The sequence below is a fragment of the Flavobacterium aquidurense genome (genome assembly GCF_002217195.1).
Lineage (GTDB): Bacteria > Bacteroidota > Bacteroidia > Flavobacteriales > Flavobacteriaceae > Flavobacterium > Flavobacterium frigidimaris.
The window spans coordinates 69,127-87,853 of sequence record NZ_MUGR01000054.1; the positions used below are offsets into that span (position 1 = coordinate 69,127).

The window sequence follows — 18,727 nt, forward strand, 5'->3', positions numbered from 1 at the left end:
TAGATCCCGATACAGCTAAAACTATTCAATAATTTCCGGACGATGGAGAGATAGGGAAACCATTAATAAGAGTGTAAAATTATAATGGTTTCATAAACCCGGTAGGACTTACTTTTTTATATTTTTTATATATCTTATTAAAATGACTTGCATCTGTAAAACCCAATTTGGCTGCAATTTCATTGATATTATGACGGCCATTTTTAAGTAATTGATCAGCAGCTTTTAGTTTTGTCTGAATGATATGCTGCTGAATAGAAACCCCGCTGTGTTTTTTTACATAAATACTAATATAATTAGGAGACATAGCAAATAATGCTGCAATATTCTCAATGCGCATTTTCTCAGCATCCAGTGCGTGTAAACGGGTATAACCCAGAATTTGATTTAGTTTATCCAGCTCCGTATTACTTGGACATTGATCCCCGTGTTTTGAAGTAGAATGACTTCTTGCTACCATCATCATTACGGCACCAAAAAGTTCTAAAACTACTTCCCGACTGTAGGCACAGGTTTTAGAAAACTCGATTAATAATATTTGCAATAGACTGCAAATATGTTTTTTATCTTGTTCATCTGTTATCAAGGTTCCATCTACAGCAGATGGATTTTGTAACAGGATTTTAATTATTTCCATCCATTTGGCAGTTTTGCCACCTTCTAATTTTTCTATAAAAAGCTGTTCTGTAAATTTTATAAAAATGAAACTTGTATTTTCTTCTATCTCAAAAGAATGAGAATCCTCGGGTCTTAATAAAAAAACATCTCCTTCTTTATAATTGAACATGGTATCGTTCAGAAGGTGATTTCCACTTCCTTTTTCTATAAAAATGAATTCATAATAATTGTGTTTGTGTGTTGGAAATTCCCACTCGTCTAGTTGTAGCCTGAATATATTTAAGGAATGATAACTTGTAAAACGTTGCATATACTGATAATAAATTTGTACAAAAATACAATGAAATTCTACAATATATCTTGTCTGTTAAAAAATATCTTTGTTTATATAATGCAGTAAGTAAAGAGAATAATAAATCAAAACAATGAAACAAAAATTAACAACAATAGCTTCCTTTATTACTACGGTGAGTTTTCTGGGGGCAAATGGACAAATTCAAAAAGAAAAACCAATTTTCCATTATTCTGTAATGGATGCCATGCGTAATGGCGTTTACATAGGTGAGCTTAGTATTAAATCTCTTGCTGATAAAGGCAGCTTCGGACTAGGTACTTATAATCATCTTGATGGAGAAATGATAGCTCTGGACGGTATTTTTTATCGGATAGCTTCGGATGGGCGTGTTACAAAAGCGGAATCAGAAAGAGAGGTGCCTTTTGCCGCTGTTGCTTTTTTTAGGGCTGACAAACAGTTTGAGACGAGCGGTATTAAAAATATAGAAATGCTTCAAAAGGAAATAATAAGCAAACTTCCATCTTCAAATAAACCTTATGCAATACGTATAGAGTGCACTTTTGAATCAATTGTAGTAGGCGGAGCAAATAAATTAGAGGATAAAAATACTACTGGTTTAGCTGAGTTAATGAAAACAAGACCTCTTTATAAAAGTGAAAAGATTTCAGGAACGATGGTTGGGTTTTATAATCCGCCTTCTTTTGCATCTATAGATTTGTCACCTTTTCATTTTCACTTTATATCAGATGATAAAACATTTGGCGGGCACCTGGTTTCAGGTGACTTATCTTCTGCTAAAATAAAAATTAGTATAGACGAAAAACCAGGTTATGAGATTGTTTTGCCAAAGCAAAATGAGACTTTCAATAAACCCTGGCCGCAGCAAAGAAGCACCAAAAGTTCTTACTAGTAATTGTATGGAGAATAGATTTCAAAATAATTAAATAAATTAAAAATGATAAAATTAAAATTAACAATATTGGCAGTTGCTGTAGTGAGTTTTTTTACTAATTCTTTAACCGCACAAAATATAAAAGAGATACAGCATATTAAGTTTGATGATTTAGGATGGGAGCAGTTGGGAGATAAACTACAGCGAAAATATGTATATGGAGAACAAGGAATGCTAGCTTTGTTTAAGATGGATAAAGGAGCAAAAGTACCCTTGCACCAGCATCCTAATGAGCAAACATCTTATATTACAAAAGGAAGTGTAAAAGTAACGATGCAAGGCAAAGATTATATTGTGAAGGCCGGAGAAGTACTTATAATTCCGGGTAATATACCACATCAGTTTGAGTGTCTTGAAGATGGTACACTAGATGTAGATTTCTTTGCTCCGCCCCGTAAAGACTGGATAGAAGGTACGGCAAGTTATTTTGGAAATAATGGCAAAACCAACAATAAATTAGAAGTTGTCGCTGCAATGGATATACGGCCTGGTGATGTTGCGGTGTCGGCAGAAGGTCGTGTTTTTGCAACAATACATCCACTGGGAAGTCAAAAAACACAATTGGTAGAAATTGTAAATGGTAAAGCAATTCCATATCCTTCAGATGTTTATCAGAAGAACGGTAAAAAAGCAAGTGATGCTACCTTTGATGCTATGCTGGGTTTGATTTTTGACAAAAACAATCAATTATGGGTTATCGATATGGGGCTTGAATTAGGAAAAACAAGACTTTGGGCTTTTGACATCAGTAAAAACAAAGTAGCACAAAAAATTGAATTGCCTTTATCTGTAGCGCCTAAAGGAACTTTTATGCAAGATGTAGCAATAGATGAAAAAAATGGATTTGCTTACCTCGCAGATATTACCAATCCGGGAATTATTGTATTGAATTTAAAAACTAAAAAAGTACGCAGGTTCAGCGGACACAGTTCTTTGCAAGCTGAAGATAAAGACATGATTATTAAAGGTAAAGTAACCCATTTTGGTGGTAAACCTGCACGGGTAGCAATTGATCCTATTACACTTTCTGATGATAGAGAAACCATTTTTTTTGGAGCGATGAACGGTAATTCATGGTATAATGTACCTGCAAAACCCTTAAGAGAAGGAAAAAGTGATACTATCATTAGTAATTCGATCCAAAAAGCAGGAAATAAACCTTTTAGTGATGGTGCCATAACGGATGCTGAGGGAAATCATTATTTTACTAACTTGCAGGATCATGCAATTACAAAATTAGATCTTACTGGTAAATTGACCAATATCGTACAGGATAAAGAGAAATTACTATGGCCGGATAACGTTTACCAGGGGCCGGAGGATTGGATGTATATTTCGGTGAATCAACTGGATAGTACTCCCGCATTTACAGGAGCAGGCGATGAGGGTAAACCTCCTTATTATATCTATCGTTTTAAGAAATAGATAATTATCCAATAAAATCAATATTAAAAGCAACTATGTTTACATTCTTCAAAATTTCTGTTTTTACAGCTGTAGTAGCTTTGTTTATGCTGAGTTTAATAACCATTAGTGATGTTTTTATTCATGGCAATCAATTTCAATTTTATATATTGACTGTGATAATAGCGATGCTCTTTTTTGCTATTGGTTGTACAGGAATTATAATCTATAATAACTTCAGAAATATATATCATCACATTTCAGAAGATAGTCAACAAAATCCGGCGCAGGTATCTGTTCGAAAATTGCTGCTGCTTTTCGGAATTATAGCAATAGCAATTACACTATTTACAGGCTCACTTTGTATGGGATTAATAGAAAGAATGAATGATGGAACTGCTTTATTTGGTTAACTGAAATAGTTACTAATTAAAAGAAAATTGATTAGTTCTGGTAGTAAAAGAAGCTGTCTCAGTTTTGAGACAGCTTCTTTTTTATTGAGAGATAATGTTGCCCGGTAGTTTTAATTACAAGTAAAATCTTCAAGAAAAATATTTACCTTGATTTTAGTGTATCTAACACTTTTGAATTGACAGGCGCTAACTTTAGAGTGTCTTTTTCTCTGATTCGTCGCTCTGGTGCTTTCAGATTATTGAGTTCGCTTTCTTCTGAAAAAGTAGTGTCTTCTTTGAATTTACCGGTTGTAATTTTAAAATCCTCTGCGGTACCTGTAATTTTCATAGGAACATTGATAAGTCCCATTGGTGGCAGCCCTAATCGGAATCCGATATTTATTTTACCATCCATAGTAACCTGGCCTTCAAGTTTTCCTCTAAAACCAGCCATTTTCATGGTGGTAGGCGTAATAGTCATTACATTATTTTTAATCGAGGAATGAATCGCAATTTTGTTAAAGGAAGCTTTCTCTAAATCAGCAGCATCCGCTTTTTTGGCTACATGATTTAAAAGTTTAAAGTTTTTAAATTTAATATCTTCCAGAGTTAGTGTTCCGTCTCCGGCTATCGATTTAAAATCAATATCCATATTTTGGTCAATACTTCCGCCAAGTTGGTAATCAACAGAAACCAGGCCGTAGGCATCTTTAGCCATACTCACCATATCTGCAAAAATGGGGATCTCTGCATAGGCACGCTGAATATCAAAATTACTGGCTTTAAAATGGGCATTGTATTTAGCTAATAAACGGTGTTGTGCTTTATAATCTCCGGTCATCGCTATTTGGGTACCCGCCATATCAAAAGTAGCCTGACTTACCTGAACTTTACGATCGTTGATATCCAGGGTTCCTATAAAATTATTGATTTTATAAGAGTCAAATTGAAGGAGATTCACTTTTGCCGTAATTTTTAGATCTGCTGTTCTGGGAATTCTAATGACGTAGTTTTTATTTTTATTATTTACATTTTTAATACTAGTGGTTACAGCCGTAGAATCTGTTTTTTGAGCTGTTTCTTCCTCAGCTTTACTGTCAGTATATTTGGCAATCATGTCAAAAAACTCGTTGGCATTAATGTGATTGCTCGAAAGGTCAATCTCAGCTTTAAGCTTTTCGTTAGCATCGCGCAGGTATTTGCGATTAAACATATAACGTAAAAAATTGTGGATATAACCATTCAATACAACATCAGATTTACCGTAGGTAGCATTAAAATCCTCAAAACGCATTTTATCTTTAAAAAATTTAAAAGTACCCTTAGAAATTTGAAACGTTTCCGGAAATAAGGCACTCTTAATGATTATGTTTTTAGCTTCGAGCTTTCCGCCATTTTTAATGTTGTCGTAATTTTTGGCATCTAAATCTTTTTTAGAGCCCTTAGCAATAAGATTGGTCTGAATGATTCCGGAGACATTGACGTCTTTAATCGGGAATATCTGAGTCAATTTACCAATGTCCAGAGTTCCCTGAGTTTTGATATTGTAAACTAAATCATAAAGGTTATTCACTTCTCCTTCTATTTTAAAAGGAGATCCGGCCAGAACAAACTCAACAGGCTGTAATTTGACATTTAAATCTTGCCCTGTACCTTTTTCGCTCGTAACAATTGCGTTCAGGTTTATATTCTGTACCGGAATATTGGGGAATTTAAGTGATTTTAAATAGCCGTTTTTAATATTTACAATGGTTTTAGAAGAGGGGTATTTTTTTTGTTTGCGGTTTAAAACCCCATGCATACTTACTTTTAAATTCAAATCTCCTTTCACTTCCAGACTGTCTAAAGGATAAAATTGATGTACCTCGGCTAAATTAATTTTAGATTCTAATTCAGTATCAACCGTAAAAGGATATAATTTATGAAGAGAGAAATTTCCGCGAATAAAATTATTCAGCGCTTCTATATTCAGATTGGTTACTTTACCTGAAATGTTGCGTAAAATACTGTCTTTAGCCGTTAAACTTAAATTCAGATTCACATTTTTTATAGCATCTTTTCTCTTTAGATCTTTCAGATATCCATTTTTTAAGCTTGCGTTGAACTGAAACTTCGGAATACTTTTAATAATAGTATCCATTTTATTCAAACGCGGACTAAAACCCAGATCACGCAAAAAGATACCATCGGCTTTTAAATTAATAGCAATGTCTCCGCGAAGATCAAGTCGGTTTAGGTTTAGCGTTTCTTTAAATTTTGCTAAATCTAAATTCGCTGAAACAGCCGTTTTAATTTTTAACTTTTTAAAGCCTTCTGAATGAAAATTAACGACTGTTTTTTTTCCATCTAGATTAAAAGACAGATTTTCCAGATCAAATTTTAATTTATTAATATCTAGGTCTTTAACCAAAGCTCTGGCCTTGATATTAATTTCTTTTACAGGCTCTTTAATTTTTTTGTAAGCAATGGTTCCGCTATTAATTTGCAGATCTGCTAAAACCATTGGTTTTTCTGATTGGTCCTGCATGTACTTCCCACGTGCTATAATTTTGAAATCGATATTGCCTGTAATAGCCATTTGCTCTTTCCAATTGTCATAAGAAGGCGGTACAATCGATAGCATTTCCTCTAATGTAGAGTTTTTAGATTGCATGTGTAAATCAAAATCATATCCTCCTTTAATGAAAGCAAAATAGCCGTTGAACGAGAAAGGAAAATTTTTGATGCGAATGTTATTGCGCTCGAACTTAAATTTAAGTTCTTTGGCATCTATATGGGTAATAATTTCTGCATTTATGGGTTTATTATGCACGTAATGAACCCCGTCTGCACTAAAATCGAACAATTTTATTTTGATATGAGAGTTAAGATCAAAAATAGCAGCGCTTAAATCTCCTTCTCCTTTATAATTAAGATCTTGAATTTTAAAATCTAAAGGAGTGCTTTTGTCATTATACGATATGTTTGTTTTGTTGACAATAATACGTTTGATCTTAAATTCGGTACTAGTAGTGTCTTTTGTAGTATCAGACGGTTTTACAATATTAAAATTGGCATTTCCACTGGAATCTATTTCAAGGTTTAAATTAGCGGAGTCCAAATAAATAGCGTCCAAAATAATTTTACCTTTTAGCAAACTATAAAAATTAATTCCAACTGCTGCCGTTTTGGCCTTTACCACATTTGATGATGCAAATTGAACTTTTTTGTTATCGATACTAATATTTTTAGCGTAAACAATTAATGCAGGAAAGTGTTTAAAAACCGAAAGGCCAACTTCATCAAAAGAGATCTTTGCATCCAGTTTATCGTTTGCAATACTTTCTATTTTATGGGTTATTTCATCTTTAAAAAAATACGGAACAACTGTCAGGATTATCAATAAAAGCAGCAGTAGAGATCCTGTAAAAATTGAAGTAATTTTTAAAATCTTTTTAATCATTTTTTTAAACATATTTATTAAGAAAGCAAAAATAGAGATATAAGAAATAAAGAAGGGTGTATATTAGAGATAAAACTAGCAAAAAAGGCCATTTTACTCTAATTTTTTTAGTTGAGAAGATTACTTTCCAAACTTCTAAACTTCGAAAAAACAAAAAAAGTATAAATGAATGGTCGAATTGAAAATTATAATTCAATTTTAACTATTTATAAATGAAGCTTTTTTCACACAGCGCCAGAAAATTTGCACTATGATTTTAGATGTTTTAATTTTACCGGGGCAACAAAATATTTTTGTAAGTTTTTTAAGAATTTGTATCTCTTACCAAAAATGCCTATTTTTTTAATATTAAGCATAATGATTTATAACAAAGAAAATTTCCCAAAAATAGTTTCTGAACGCAATCTGGCGGCTACTGCAGTAGTATATGTGCTGTTTGGGCTTTTAGGTATCGCAATGCTTGCTTTATTTATAGCACTTCCTTTAAGTATCCAGTTGGAGCATAATAGTCCCATCTCTACTGGTGAGATGATCTTTGACCTAATATATTTCTCTATATTGCTTTGGATTATGTGGGCACTTTATAAGAATTACAAGCGTCAAAAACTGAAAAAAATCATCCTCATTTCTGTAGATCAAGATGGTATACATCATCACCAATACAATGGCATTATCCAGAGTATTTTATACAAGGAGCTCGAAAGGAGCAGAGAAGCTTATGTAAGTGATATCGATAGGAAAATTGGAACAAAATATTCTCCGGGATATATTTTTGGTTTTAAAGAAGGCAGACAGATTCCCATTGATTTTTCTAAACCTGAGAATGGAATGACCTATATCCCGAAAAATAAATATCATCTAATTGGACATTTTCTGCAGGGCGTTACTTTATTTTCCCCACATATAAAAATTTCTCAGGCTGTCTACGCTGATTATTTTATAAATCCAGCCACTTTTGAATTCAATAAGAAAGCCCAAATAATTACCTATATATTAGTTCTTATTTTCTTAATGATCATCCTGATTGCAATCGATTTGTTTACAAAATATACTAAAGGCTTTTCGATATTGTTTTAAATACGGAATGTTTATACAAGAAAAAACAGGAGACTTTTATAGTGTGAAAGAGGAACAAGTTTCAGTTTAAAGTTCCCAAACAGATCAATAATTTATTATAGTAAATGGATTGTTAATAGTAATGTAAGGTAATTTTAAAAGTGCCATAACCTCTGTTTTAATATTACATTGTTTTTTTGATATAAAAATTTTTTTATGGAAAACAACAATGATTTAAGCAGAAGAAGGTTTCTTAGAAATTCTTTATTGGCCGCCGGAGGAGTTTTCATCGCTCCACTTATTGAAAGCTGTAGTGACGATGATAAAACGGAGAACAGCGGTGCGCCGCAGGGAATGAAAAATGAAGGGTTTGAGACTGGAGTAGCCAGTTTTGACCCGACTGAAACAGGAGTGATTATCTGGACAAGATATTCAGCAGGTTCAGATGCTCAAATAAACTGGGAGCTAAGTAAGGATGCCGCATTTTCTGAGGTAACAAGAAAAGGGCAGGCCGGAGCATCTTCTACAAACGATTTTACAATAGCAGTAGATGTTCAGAATATTACCTCTAATACAAAATATTATTATAGATTTTATAATACCAAAACCAAACAGGTAACTGTTACCGGAGAAACACGCACACTGCCGTCTAAATCAGATAGTGTAAATGATGTAAAAATGGCTGTTGTTTCCTGTTCTAATTTTCCGGCAGGACTTTTTAATGTGTATGGAGCAATTGCTTCTTCGGATGCTGATGTAGTGGTTCATCTTGGAGATTATATTTATGAATATGCGCCGGGACAATACGGAACAAATCCTTTTACCAACCCGCTGGGCAGAGAACATAAACCCGCCAGGGAGATTACAAGCCTCAACGATTACAGAGAGCGTTACAGACAATATAGAGGAGATAAAAATCTTCAACTTCTTCACCAGAAAAAACCTTTTATATGCGTCTGGGATGACCATGAGTTTGCTAATGACACCTATAAATCCGGTGCAGAAAACCATCAGCCCGCCGAAGGGGATTTTCAGATGAGAAAGATGGCAGCTTTTCAAGCCTACAGCGAATACATTCCGCTTAAAACAGGAAAAGATCTTAGAATTTACAGAAGTTTTAATTTCGGTAATATTCTTTCGCTTTATATGATGGATACCAGAGTTATAGCCAGAGATAAGCAGATGAGTTATGCAGATTATATTGATAATAGCGGAAATTTTGACCAGACAAAATTTAGAACAGATTTGTTAAGCCCCGGCAGAAAATTAATTGGAAGCGAACAAATGACCTGGCTGGGATCACAAATCAGTGCAGATACTGCTAAATGGAAAGTATTGGGCCAGCAGATCCTGATGACAAAAATGTTGATTCCTGCAGAGCTGCTGTTGCTTTTGAACCAGGTTTTAGCAGAAGTAGATCATTTTGGAAGTGCACAGCCAGCGACCATGCAGGCTCTTATTGGTGCCATCTCTGCACTTGTTGTTATTAAAATGAGACACAAACAAAATGACCCATCTCTAACCGCTCAGGAAATTGCGAGAGTTACGACAACTTTGCCCTATAATCTGGATGCCTGGGACGGTTATTTTGCCGAAAGAGAGCAATTGTATTCCATGCTTTCCGGGAAAAATGTTGTGGTGCTGGCCGGAGATACTCATAATGCCTGGATGGGAAAACTGACCAATATGCAAGGGAATTTTATAGGTATTGAAATTGCCTGCAGTTCTGTTTCATCACCAGGACTGGAAGCTTATCTTGGAATTAGCTCAGATCCTGCAAAAGCAATAGAATTAGCACAGGCATTTACAGTGCTGATAGATGATTTAGAATATGCAAATTTACACAAGCGAGGATATACATATCTTAAATTTACACTTTCTGGTTCTGAAGCGGAATGGCGATTTGTAGACAGTGTAACAACTGAAACTACACAAACTATTACAGAAAAAAAATATACTATAGCATAGAAATTTCATTTGGCACTGATCGATTTTTTTTCAGAAGTGTCAAAAAAAGAAGTGCATTAAATCGGAACAGGAGTAATCGTGTTCCGGTTTTTTTATTCTATAGATTTTGAATATTCTTAAACTAAGGCTATGATTTGATATTTGAGAGTTAAGCCGTTTTACGACCCGCCATATCTGATGATGAATTTTTCATAAAAATAACCATGTAATCAGGTATTGTTTTTAATATTGGCGCTGAGTAAATTTGTTTTAAATCAAATAAAACAGAAATGGGAGATGAGATTATAAATGGCTTTTTGGTATGTAAAGCCAGATTTTCTAAAAATAAACCAGCAGGTTTGCTGCTAATGCTTTTTTATACAGCAATTTCGGCAGTATTCTTTTCGGCTTGTTCAAGTGACGAAGACGGACCAAATAAAACTCGATCACAATATTATTTCAGAGCAAGTCTGGACGGACGAAAAGTTGATTTTTATAATGTAAACTTTCAGGGAGGCGGCAATGATAATCGGTTTGAACAAATTGTAATCGGAGGATATGAAGCTCCTTTTCCAAAAATAGGACAACAGCTCCCGCCATCATTAGATTTTGAAATACGGAAATTAGGAGGTGATATTACAGTAGGAACCTATTCAACACCAGCAGATAAAGAAATGGTGGCACGATATGCCGTTCAAACGCCTGAGGGAACCATTTTGTACAGTACGCGCACCGCAGACGATATATTTACAGTAAAAATTGAGTCGATAAGTAAAAGTGGCATTAAAGGCACCTTTTCCGGAAAAGTCCGAAATTTAGATTCCGGACAAGCAATAGCTATTACTGAAGGGGTTTTTAATCTTCCTTATTTAGATATAGTTAATCCGTAAATAAAAAAGTTCAAATTTTGGTGGAGAGTATTTTGAATTTCAAACATCTTTAATTTAAGTTTTTGAACGTATTCACCATAATGCTGCATTTAATAATAACCTTGAAATTTTTACAAATTATGAATATAAAAAAAGCATTCAGTATTCTCATACTTCTGCTTGTCACACAGCTAAGCTTCGCCCAATATTTTAAACTCACCCCTCAAGGCTTTGTATCAAACGATAATAACGATTTTACGGTAGTGAATGTGCCCAACGCAAAACAAAAGGATTTGTACAAGAATGTACTAAATGCCATTAATACGATGTACAGTAATCCTCAAAAAGGACTCAATGTAGTGGAAGGGGAAAGTATTAGTTTGACAGCATATGAAGAAAAAGCGCTGCCTGTAAGGCATAGCGCCGGAGGTTTTGGAAAAGGGAACTATAAATATGATCTGTCTTATACGTTATCCTTTCTTTTTAAAGATGGTAAGATTAGGATTAACAGCCCTGTTTTTGAATGTAAACGATGGTATGAAGGAACTTACAAACCTACAAGTGGCTGGGGCAGCAGTGGTTGGACTACTCTAAAACTTGTAAAAGGCGATAGGGATAGAGTAGCTATTTATGATAAAAATGGAAAACTTCTTTTAGAAGATGCCGCGAGTGGATTAAACGATCATTTCAATTCGGTTTTAAAACAAATTATGGAGAAATCTCAAAAGATAAATAATTGGTAAGTAAGATTTACATCGGATATTGAATACAATAAAAACTTGTAAAATTCATGGTAAGATGATTTATAAAGCGGAATACTAGCATTAGATATTCCGATTTTTTTAGACTTTTTTGAAAACTTTTTTTTAGTTTATAAATATTCGAATTCTAAAATATATGAGAGCTGCCAATTTGCATTTATCTTTGATTAAACAGACAGATTTCTCATCATTATCTTAAAGAATCAATAAATTTGTTTTTCGCCTTGCCAATTTGTACTACGCAAAAAATCTTCCCAGGTAAGGGTATTAGAATTTATTTGTCTGCTCCAGAGCAAATTCCTGTCTTGTTGGTAATAGCCATATTCAACAGCATATTCTGACATACCGATAATCTCCCTTACTAAAGTCTCATTTGAACTAAATTCCGGGAAATGATCCAGAAAATCTTCCCGTGTGAATGCTGAACTATATTGGGCTTTCTTGCCTGTGACTTTAACAAAGGTATCTACTATTTCCTGAGGCGAGATGATATCACCAATAACCGGTAAGGATTTACCTGCGTATTTAAGAGGATATGACAAAATTTCTAAAACAGCCGGCCCCGTGGCTGTAGTGGGATCAACAAAGGGTGCCCGGAAGTCCTTAGGGAGATAGATAGGAAAGACAAGTACATCGTGCTTTACAATTGGAGTGTAAAATTCCAGGAAATTTGTATAAAAGAATCCCATATATATGAATGTGCTTTTGACCGGAAGTGTACGGATATAATCTTCAACTCTGGCTTTGTCTGTAAAATGCGGAGCAAACTTTTTACCAGCCGTAATTTTATCTACATTTTCCAAACTGCTAAAGATAATATGTTGAACTCCTGCTTCAACAGCGGCATCTGCCAATTCTTTACCTAATGCAAACTCATGTATTTGCGGGGGAGCAATATTGGGTGTTAGCATAAACACACCGTATGAACCTTGAAATGCTTTAACGAAATCTTTTTTATATCCAGGACTAAGTGGTACACTAACAAGTTCAGCGCCCTGGTCAATCAGCCTGACTGCATCGGGAGAATCAACGCGTCTTGTAATGCCTCGTACCCGATAGCGGCCACTCTGTAAAAGAGTTTGCGCAACACTACTTCCTTGTTTACCCAAAATACCTACGATAGTGATAAGCGGTTTATTTTCGTGAGAGCTTGATTTATGTCCTTTGAGATCAGATACCATATGATATTTTTTTAAGTGAATTTTAAACTATAAAAATTATAGTAGCAAAATTATTTATAGTTAATTAAATTTGCAATAACTATCTATTTAGATAGCTCTTATAAAAACCAAATGCTATGAATTTAGAATGTAAAAGTGATTTAATTAAGGTGAATAGTAAACTGTTTCCGTGCACTGTCAGTATAGCTATGGATCTGATTGGCGGAAAGTGGAAGGCAGTTATACTTTATCATTTAAAAGATGCAGATAAAAGATATAATGAGTTAAGAAAAGAAATGCCTGCTGTTACAGAGATGACTCTTAGCCTGCAATTAAAGCAACTAGAAAAGGATGGCCTTATATCGAGAACGGTTCACGGCAAAAAGCCTCCTATTAAAGTTGTTTACAGTTTAACGGATTTCGGAAGATCCTGTATTCCTCTACTCAATGCCATCACAGAGTGGGGTAATCACGTTGCTGTTCAAAAAGGTGAATTTATCAATGTAAAACGTGTTACTGCGGCGATTTTGCCACAAAATTCAAAAGGACGATAATTTTTGATAACAAATAGATTTACTACCATAAAATTTTGCGATAAAGAGAAACTAATTTCTTCTTAATAGAGATTTTCAAAATAAGGATTTCCATGTGTTTTCATTTATCATGCAATCTGTTCTTGTTGGTATATTAATTTGAAAGTATCATTGATTAAAAAGCTTTGCTTATCAAAATGGTATCTATTGGTTATGCTTTGGTATCCGGTATCGCACCTCTAAGTTTTAATTTTGTCCTATATAAATTTTAAAATTAAAGTAAAATGAATAAGGCATTACTATTAATTGATATACAGAAAGAATATTTTGAAAACGGAGCTTTAGAACTTGTCAATCCTATTGCTGCAAGTGAAAACGCCAAGAAACTATTGGAGCATTTTAGAAAAGAAAACACGACTATTATTCATGTGCAGCATATATCGGGAGAAGGTGCTCCCATTTTTGTTCCCGGTACAAAAGGTGTAGAAATTCATGAAAATGTAAAACCGCTGGAAGGCGAGAAAGTAATTACGAAACAATTTCCTAATAGTTTTAGAGAAACTGATTTACTGGAATATCTTCAGTCAAAAGAGATAACACATTTAGTAATCGCGGGAATGATGACCCATATGTGCATTGATGCGGGGACTAGGGCTGCTGTTGATTTTGGATTTGAATGTACCGTAATTGGAGATGCCTGCGCTACACTGAATCTTAAAATAAATGGTCAGGAGGTCAACGCGGCAGATGTTCATAATGCATTTTTGGCAGCACTGGAATTCTTTTATGCAAAAATTACAACAACAGAAGAATATTTGCTATCGTAAAATAAAGAGTAAATAAGTATCACTTTTATAAAATGAGCTGTAATTTATTACTGCTCATTTTTTTTTGGTTTGAAGTAATTTGTAAATGAAGTTGTAAATTTGCTTTAATTATAATATTTCGTCACATTTTAAAGAAAGAAAATGAAACGGATTTTAAACCGTTAACGAATAAAAGAAAATGAAAACAGTTAAATTTCATAAAACAGAATGTGGTGTTGAAGTACTTCTCAATGTATTGCATGGCGATATACTGAGTGAGAGGTATTTGGAGCGCGATACTTATAATACTGATTTTTTTGAAATATTGCTTTTTAAGACTGCTACAGGATCCCTGATTTTAAATCAACAGAAGATCGATATAACCGACAATACAGTTGTTTTTATTTCTCCCTTTCAAAAAAGGCAATGGACTTTGGAGAAAGAAGGATTGGATTATACTGTTCTCGTTTTTCAGGAAAATTTTCTTAATGATTTCTTCTCAGACAAATTCTTTACGTACCGGCTTCTGTATTTCTATCAATTGAATCATCCTTTAAATATTAGTATTGAAAAGGAAGAACTTCAAAAAGCACTTGGTCAGCTTATGGAAATCAAATATGAACTTGTGAACAGCAGAACAGACAGTATCCACATCATACGATCGCTTACTTACTACCTGCTTTTGAAGTTTAACAGAATATATGCTGATGCAAATAATCTTTCGATTGACAGGGCAGAAAATAACTTTGCTTACCAGTTTAAACAGTTATTGGAAATGCACATCAGGCAGAAGCAGCGGATCGACTATTATGCAGATGTACTAAATGTGAGCAGGATTACCATTAATACTTGTGTGAAAAAGCAGTTTAATGTGACCGCGACAGAACTCTTAAAACAGAGACTGCTTTTCGAGATAAAAAATGATTTGATACATTCCGGAAAGACGATTGCTGGGATAGCCTATGATCTTCATTTTTCAGAACCCGGACATTTGATGCGATTTTTTAAAACGCAGACAGGAATAACCAGCAGTCAGTTCCTCTCAGATTACCAAAATGGTATATTTTCATAACATTTTATAAGACTGTTACAGAATAACATAAATTTACAACAACAGAATTGCTATGCCATAATGAAAGTTTACGGAATAGCAGTTTCAAAACACTTTAATCTGCCATTTGGCAGTCAAATTTTTAATATGATCAAAAAAATTAAATCCAATAAGATATATTACCAAAGTACAATAACACTTGCAGGGCCTGTTGTAATTTCCCAGCTTGGGCATACACTGGTGCAGACTCTTGACACAGTTATCATTGGGCATTATGCAGGAACTATATCATTGGCAGCGGTCTCGCTGGTTCATTCTGTTTTCATGGTTGTTTTAGTCATTGGATTAGGGATTGCCTATGGATTAACACCTTTGATTGCACAAGAAAATGGAAAATCAAATTTTAAGGAATGTGCCAAGCTGCTGTCAAACAGCTTATGGCTTAATATAGCAGCTGCCGTTTTTCTTTTTTTAATAGTCTATTATGGTTCTATGTTTGCTATGCAGCATGCAGATCAGGATCCTAAGGTAGTAGAAACAGCAAAACCTTATTTACTTGTTTTAAGTTTATCTATTCTGCCTTTAATGATATTTCAAACTTTCAAGCAGTTTGCAGAAGGGCTTGGTTTCACAAAACAGGCAATGTCGATAACGATATGGGGAAATGTGCTCAATGTAATTATCGCTGTGATTTTGGTAAAGGGAATGTTTGGCATTGAGCCAATGGGAGTTCAGGGAGTAGGAATTGCAACATTGATAGACAGGGTTTTAATGATGCTGGTTATGATGTGGTATGTGCTTCGATCAAAGAATTTTAAAGTCTATATAGAGCATTTCTCTGTTAAGTTCGTTAATTTTTCAAAAATTATAAAAGTGGTAAAAATAGGATTGCCTGTGGCAATGCAGTATGTATTTGAAATTGGGGCATTTGCAGCAGCCGCTTTAATGGCCGGTCACATTGGTGCAATTGAACAGGCTGCTCATCAAACAGCAATAACCCTTGCAGCAATGACCTATATGATGGCGGGAGGAATTGCATCGGCTGCAACTATTAAAGTCGGAAATAGTTTTGGAAATCAGAAATACAAAAGACTTCAGAGGTTTGCTTATGCTTCCTATCATTTAGTTATTATTTTCATGATGTTCTTTGCTGTAATTTTTACACTCTTTAATCAATATTTGCCTTACTTAATAACCAATGACACAAATGTTGTAGCATTGGCAGCACAATTATTGATAATTGCCGCACTATTCCAGCTCTTTGATGGTACACAGGTAGTCGGATTAGGAACATTAAGAGGAATGGGAGATGTAAACATTCCTACCTTTATAACCTTTATTGCATATTGGCTTATTGGTCTGCCTGTGGCCTATGTTTTAGGAATTCATTTCGATGCAGGAGTAAAGGGAATCTGGTACGGTCTGACGCTGGGGCTGTTAACATCATCTGTTTTACTGTATTTAAGGTTCCGATATGTAATGAACAAAGTCTTGAAAAATAATCTATAAGACATAATTAATTTGGTAAGGTATAAATACAATCATAAAAATAGAATTTATGGATGTGACTACGTGTGACTATACGTGTCGTAATTTTCAAACAAATACTATAGACTTCATCTAAAAATATATTTTGTTAAATTAAATTGCGCACAATTTAATTATTCTGTATCTTTGCATTGTTATTTTGATTCAAATAATTTTAAGAATCAGATGTCTAATTTATAAAATAATATAGAATGTCATTAATAGAAGATTTAAACTGGAGACATGCCGTAAAAGCGTATGACTCAACAAAAAAAGTGTCAGAAGACGATTTAAATAAAATTTTAGAAGCCGCAAGATTAGCTCCTACTTCTTCCGGATTGCAGCCTTTTCGTGTGATTGTTGTCGAAAATCAGGAATTGAAAGAGAAGATGGTAAAAGGCGCATTAAATCCGGAAGTTATGAGAGATTCTTCTCATGTGTTGGTTTTTGCAGCATGGGATAGTTATTCTGATGAGAAAATCGATGAAGTTTATGATCATCACACAGATGTTAGAGAATTACCAAAAGGTCGTTTTAGCAGTTATACGGATCAGATCAAGCAAATCTACGGAGCTCAGACTCCTGAACAGCATTTTGCGCACACAGCAAGACAAACCTATATTGCATTAGGTTTGGCAATGGCTCAGGCAGCTGAACTGAAGGTTGATTCTACTCCGGCTGAAGGTTTCAGTAATGAAGTGGTAGATGAGATTTTGGATCTAAGGGAATTAGGTTTAAAAAGTGTTACGCTTTTATATCTGGGCTACAGAGATACAGAGAAGGACTGGCTCTCTAATATGAAGAAAGTTAGAATTCCTATGGAGGAATTTATTATCAGAAAATAATAGTTTTATTCTGTTTTTTGTCATTAGATTATGGAAAATTACCACCCGCTCAAATTGGAAAACCAACTTTGTTTTCCGATTTATGTTATTGCAAAAGAAATTATCGGTTTGTACCGGCCATTTCTCGATGAAATTGATATTACCTACTCGCAGTATCTTGTGATGATGGTGCTTTGGGAAAAAGATGGCTTGACGGTAAATCAGGTTGGCGAAAAACTGTATCTCGACAGTGGAACCTTAACACCACTTCTGAAAAGACTTGAAAGTAAGGGGTTTGTCATTAGAAAAAGAAAAAAAGAAGACGAAAGAGTAGTTCAGGTTTTTTTAACTGATCAAGGAGGGAATTTACAGCAAAAAGCGTGTGAAATTCCGTTAAAAATGCAGGAAGAACTGAATCTGACAAATGAAGATCTACTCGAACTCAAAGAAACGGTTCAGAAAATTTTAAATAAAATTCAAAAATAAAATGAAAACATTATATACAACCAACGTTACTGCAAAAGGCGGAAGAAACGGACAGGTAAAAAGTGAAAACGGAATTTTGGACCTTGAGGTTAGAATGCCTAAAGCTTTAGGAGGAGCCAATGATGATTTTGCCAATCCGGAAATGCTTTTCGCAGCTGGATATTCAGCGTGTTTTGACAGTGCACTGAATCGTGTTATCAGTTTATCAAAAACGCAGACTGGTGAAACTACGGTAACTGCAAAAGTAAGCATCGGGCAAAATGAAGACGGTGGTTTTGGTCTGGCAGTAGAATTGGATGTGAATATTCCTGGAGTCACTATTGAAGAAGCGCAGGAATTAACGGAAAAAGCGCATCAGATTTGTCCTTATTCAAATGCGACAAGATCTAATATTGAAGTTAAACTTACGGTGACCAATAGCTAAGATTAATTTCTTTAAATTATATAAATCTGCATCTTTTGATGCGGATTTTTTTATTTTATAAGGATTTGAGAATTAAAATAGGGTAGGGATAAGGAATATTTATGTTTAATTTCTAGTGCTCCTCAGATTTACGTTTTGATCGTAAGTATTGAATTTAGAATGGATGAAGTGCAAAACTTG

The 18,727-nt window shown here is 34.3% G+C and carries 17 protein-coding genes; 14 read left to right on the top strand and 3 right to left on the bottom strand.

The genetic code is table 11. The features are described from left to right. Positions 1–79: 79 nt before the first annotated feature. Complete coding sequence (locus tag B0A67_RS22335; RefSeq protein WP_072964615.1) at positions 80–928, bottom strand: AraC family transcriptional regulator; 849 nt, start codon at positions 926–928, stop codon at positions 80–82. Positions 929–1,043: 115 nt separating this feature from the next. Here B0A67_RS22335 and budA point away from each other — a divergent pair, with 115 nt between their 5' ends. From budA to B0A67_RS22350, 3 genes are read left to right on the top strand one after another with little or no spacing between them, the layout of a single operon-like run. After that, positions 1,044–1,823: an acetolactate decarboxylase gene (budA, locus tag B0A67_RS22340; RefSeq protein ID WP_072964616.1), complete on the top strand. Its 780-nt coding sequence runs from the start codon at positions 1,044–1,046 to the stop codon at positions 1,821–1,823. Positions 1,824–1,868: 45 nt separating this feature from the next. Further along, positions 1,869–3,290: an L-dopachrome tautomerase-related protein gene (locus B0A67_RS22345; protein ID WP_072964617.1), complete on the top strand. Its 1,422-nt coding sequence runs from the start codon at positions 1,869–1,871 to the stop codon at positions 3,288–3,290. 35 nt (positions 3,291–3,325) lie between these two features. Beyond that, positions 3,326–3,682, top strand: coding sequence for a hypothetical protein (locus tag B0A67_RS22350; protein WP_123887461.1), 357 nt, complete (start codon positions 3,326–3,328; stop codon positions 3,680–3,682). Between the two features lie 142 nt (positions 3,683–3,824). Here the strand turns inward: B0A67_RS22350 and B0A67_RS22355 are convergent, their stop codons facing one another. Beyond that, positions 3,825–7,103: an AsmA family protein gene (locus B0A67_RS22355; protein ID WP_207557377.1), complete on the bottom strand. Its 3,279-nt coding sequence runs from the start codon at positions 7,101–7,103 to the stop codon at positions 3,825–3,827. A 357-nt stretch (positions 7,104–7,460) separates the two neighbouring features. On the opposite strand from B0A67_RS22355, the gene B0A67_RS22360 reads away from it, so the two are divergent. The 4 genes from B0A67_RS22360 (at position 7,461) to B0A67_RS22375 (ending at position 11,718) form a co-directional block, all read left to right on the top strand. Then, positions 7,461–8,180 (top strand): hypothetical protein, encoded by a 720-nt coding sequence (locus tag B0A67_RS22360; RefSeq protein ID WP_123887463.1) that lies wholly within the window; start codon positions 7,461–7,463, stop codon positions 8,178–8,180. Between the two features lie 195 nt (positions 8,181–8,375). Continuing rightward, positions 8,376–10,127 (top strand): alkaline phosphatase D family protein, encoded by a 1,752-nt coding sequence (locus B0A67_RS22365; RefSeq protein ID WP_072964621.1) that lies wholly within the window; start codon positions 8,376–8,378, stop codon positions 10,125–10,127. 269 nt (positions 10,128–10,396) lie between these two features. Beyond that, positions 10,397–10,996 carry a hypothetical protein gene (locus B0A67_RS22370; RefSeq protein ID WP_072964622.1) on the top strand — a complete coding sequence of 200 codons (600 nt, stop codon included), beginning with the start codon at positions 10,397–10,399 and terminating at the stop codon, positions 10,994–10,996. Between the two features lie 272 nt (positions 10,997–11,268). Beyond that, on the top strand, positions 11,269–11,718 hold the full coding sequence (locus B0A67_RS22375; RefSeq protein ID WP_207557378.1) for a hypothetical protein: 450 nt from the start codon (positions 11,269–11,271) through the stop codon (positions 11,716–11,718). A 221-nt stretch (positions 11,719–11,939) separates the two neighbouring features. Here B0A67_RS22375 and B0A67_RS22380 read toward each other — a convergent pair whose 3' ends face one another. Continuing rightward, entirely contained in the window at positions 11,940–12,917 is a 978-nt protein-coding gene (locus tag B0A67_RS22380) for an NmrA/HSCARG family protein (protein WP_072964624.1), read from the bottom strand. Between the two features lie 116 nt (positions 12,918–13,033). Here B0A67_RS22380 and B0A67_RS22385 point away from each other — a divergent pair, with 116 nt between their 5' ends. The 7 genes from B0A67_RS22385 (at position 13,034) to B0A67_RS22415 (ending at position 18,547) form a co-directional block, all read left to right on the top strand. Next, entirely contained in the window at positions 13,034–13,450 is a 417-nt protein-coding gene (locus B0A67_RS22385; protein WP_072964625.1) for a winged helix-turn-helix transcriptional regulator, read from the top strand. A 263-nt stretch (positions 13,451–13,713) separates the two neighbouring features. Then, positions 13,714–14,256 carry a cysteine hydrolase family protein gene (locus tag B0A67_RS22390; RefSeq protein WP_072964626.1) on the top strand — a complete coding sequence of 181 codons (543 nt, stop codon included), beginning with the start codon at positions 13,714–13,716 and terminating at the stop codon, positions 14,254–14,256. Positions 14,257–14,434: 178 nt separating this feature from the next. Beyond that, positions 14,435–15,307, top strand: a complete 873-nt coding sequence (locus B0A67_RS22395; protein WP_072964627.1) for a helix-turn-helix domain-containing protein — start codon at positions 14,435–14,437, stop codon at positions 15,305–15,307. Positions 15,308–15,433: 126 nt separating this feature from the next. Then, positions 15,434–16,795 (top strand): MATE family efflux transporter, encoded by a 1,362-nt coding sequence (locus tag B0A67_RS22400; protein ID WP_072964638.1) that lies wholly within the window; start codon positions 15,434–15,436, stop codon positions 16,793–16,795. A 230-nt stretch (positions 16,796–17,025) separates the two neighbouring features. Further along, entirely contained in the window at positions 17,026–17,658 is a 633-nt protein-coding gene (locus tag B0A67_RS22405) for an NAD(P)H-dependent oxidoreductase (RefSeq protein WP_072964628.1), read from the top strand. 30 nt (positions 17,659–17,688) lie between these two features. Beyond that, positions 17,689–18,123 (top strand): MarR family winged helix-turn-helix transcriptional regulator, encoded by a 435-nt coding sequence (locus B0A67_RS22410; protein ID WP_072964629.1) that lies wholly within the window; start codon positions 17,689–17,691, stop codon positions 18,121–18,123. Between the two features lies 1 nt (position 18,124). Continuing rightward, positions 18,125–18,547 carry an organic hydroperoxide resistance protein gene (locus tag B0A67_RS22415; RefSeq protein WP_072964630.1) on the top strand — a complete coding sequence of 141 codons (423 nt, stop codon included), beginning with the start codon at positions 18,125–18,127 and terminating at the stop codon, positions 18,545–18,547. Positions 18,548–18,727 lie beyond the last annotated feature (180 nt).

Coding starts and splice junctions, on each gene's coding strand:
- B0A67_RS22395 (WP_072964627.1), top strand. CDS start 14,435: ATGAAAACAGTTAAATTTCATAAAACAGAATGTGGTGTTGAAGTACTT.
- B0A67_RS22360 (WP_123887463.1), top strand. CDS start 7,461: ATGATTTATAACAAAGAAAATTTCCCAAAAATAGTTTCTGAACGCAAT.
- B0A67_RS22345 (WP_072964617.1), top strand. CDS start 1,869: ATGATAAAATTAAAATTAACAATATTGGCAGTTGCTGTAGTGAGTTTT.
- B0A67_RS22335 (WP_072964615.1), bottom strand. CDS start 928: ATGCAACGTTTTACAAGTTATCATTCCTTAAATATATTCAGGCTACAA.
- B0A67_RS22405 (WP_072964628.1), top strand. CDS start 17,026: ATGTCATTAATAGAAGATTTAAACTGGAGACATGCCGTAAAAGCGTAT.
- B0A67_RS22400 (WP_072964638.1), top strand. CDS start 15,434: ATGATCAAAAAAATTAAATCCAATAAGATATATTACCAAAGTACAATA.
- B0A67_RS22385 (WP_072964625.1), top strand. CDS start 13,034: ATGAATTTAGAATGTAAAAGTGATTTAATTAAGGTGAATAGTAAACTG.
- B0A67_RS22355 (WP_207557377.1), bottom strand. CDS start 7,103: ATGATTAAAAAGATTTTAAAAATTACTTCAATTTTTACAGGATCTCTA.
- B0A67_RS22380 (WP_072964624.1), bottom strand. CDS start 12,917: ATGGTATCTGATCTCAAAGGACATAAATCAAGCTCTCACGAAAATAAA.
- B0A67_RS22415 (WP_072964630.1), top strand. CDS start 18,125: ATGAAAACATTATATACAACCAACGTTACTGCAAAAGGCGGAAGAAAC.
- B0A67_RS22350 (WP_123887461.1), top strand. CDS start 3,326: ATGTTTACATTCTTCAAAATTTCTGTTTTTACAGCTGTAGTAGCTTTG.
- B0A67_RS22410 (WP_072964629.1), top strand. CDS start 17,689: ATGGAAAATTACCACCCGCTCAAATTGGAAAACCAACTTTGTTTTCCG.
- budA (WP_072964616.1), top strand. CDS start 1,044: ATGAAACAAAAATTAACAACAATAGCTTCCTTTATTACTACGGTGAGT.
- B0A67_RS22370 (WP_072964622.1), top strand. CDS start 10,397: ATGGGAGATGAGATTATAAATGGCTTTTTGGTATGTAAAGCCAGATTT.
- B0A67_RS22390 (WP_072964626.1), top strand. CDS start 13,714: ATGAATAAGGCATTACTATTAATTGATATACAGAAAGAATATTTTGAA.
- B0A67_RS22365 (WP_072964621.1), top strand. CDS start 8,376: ATGGAAAACAACAATGATTTAAGCAGAAGAAGGTTTCTTAGAAATTCT.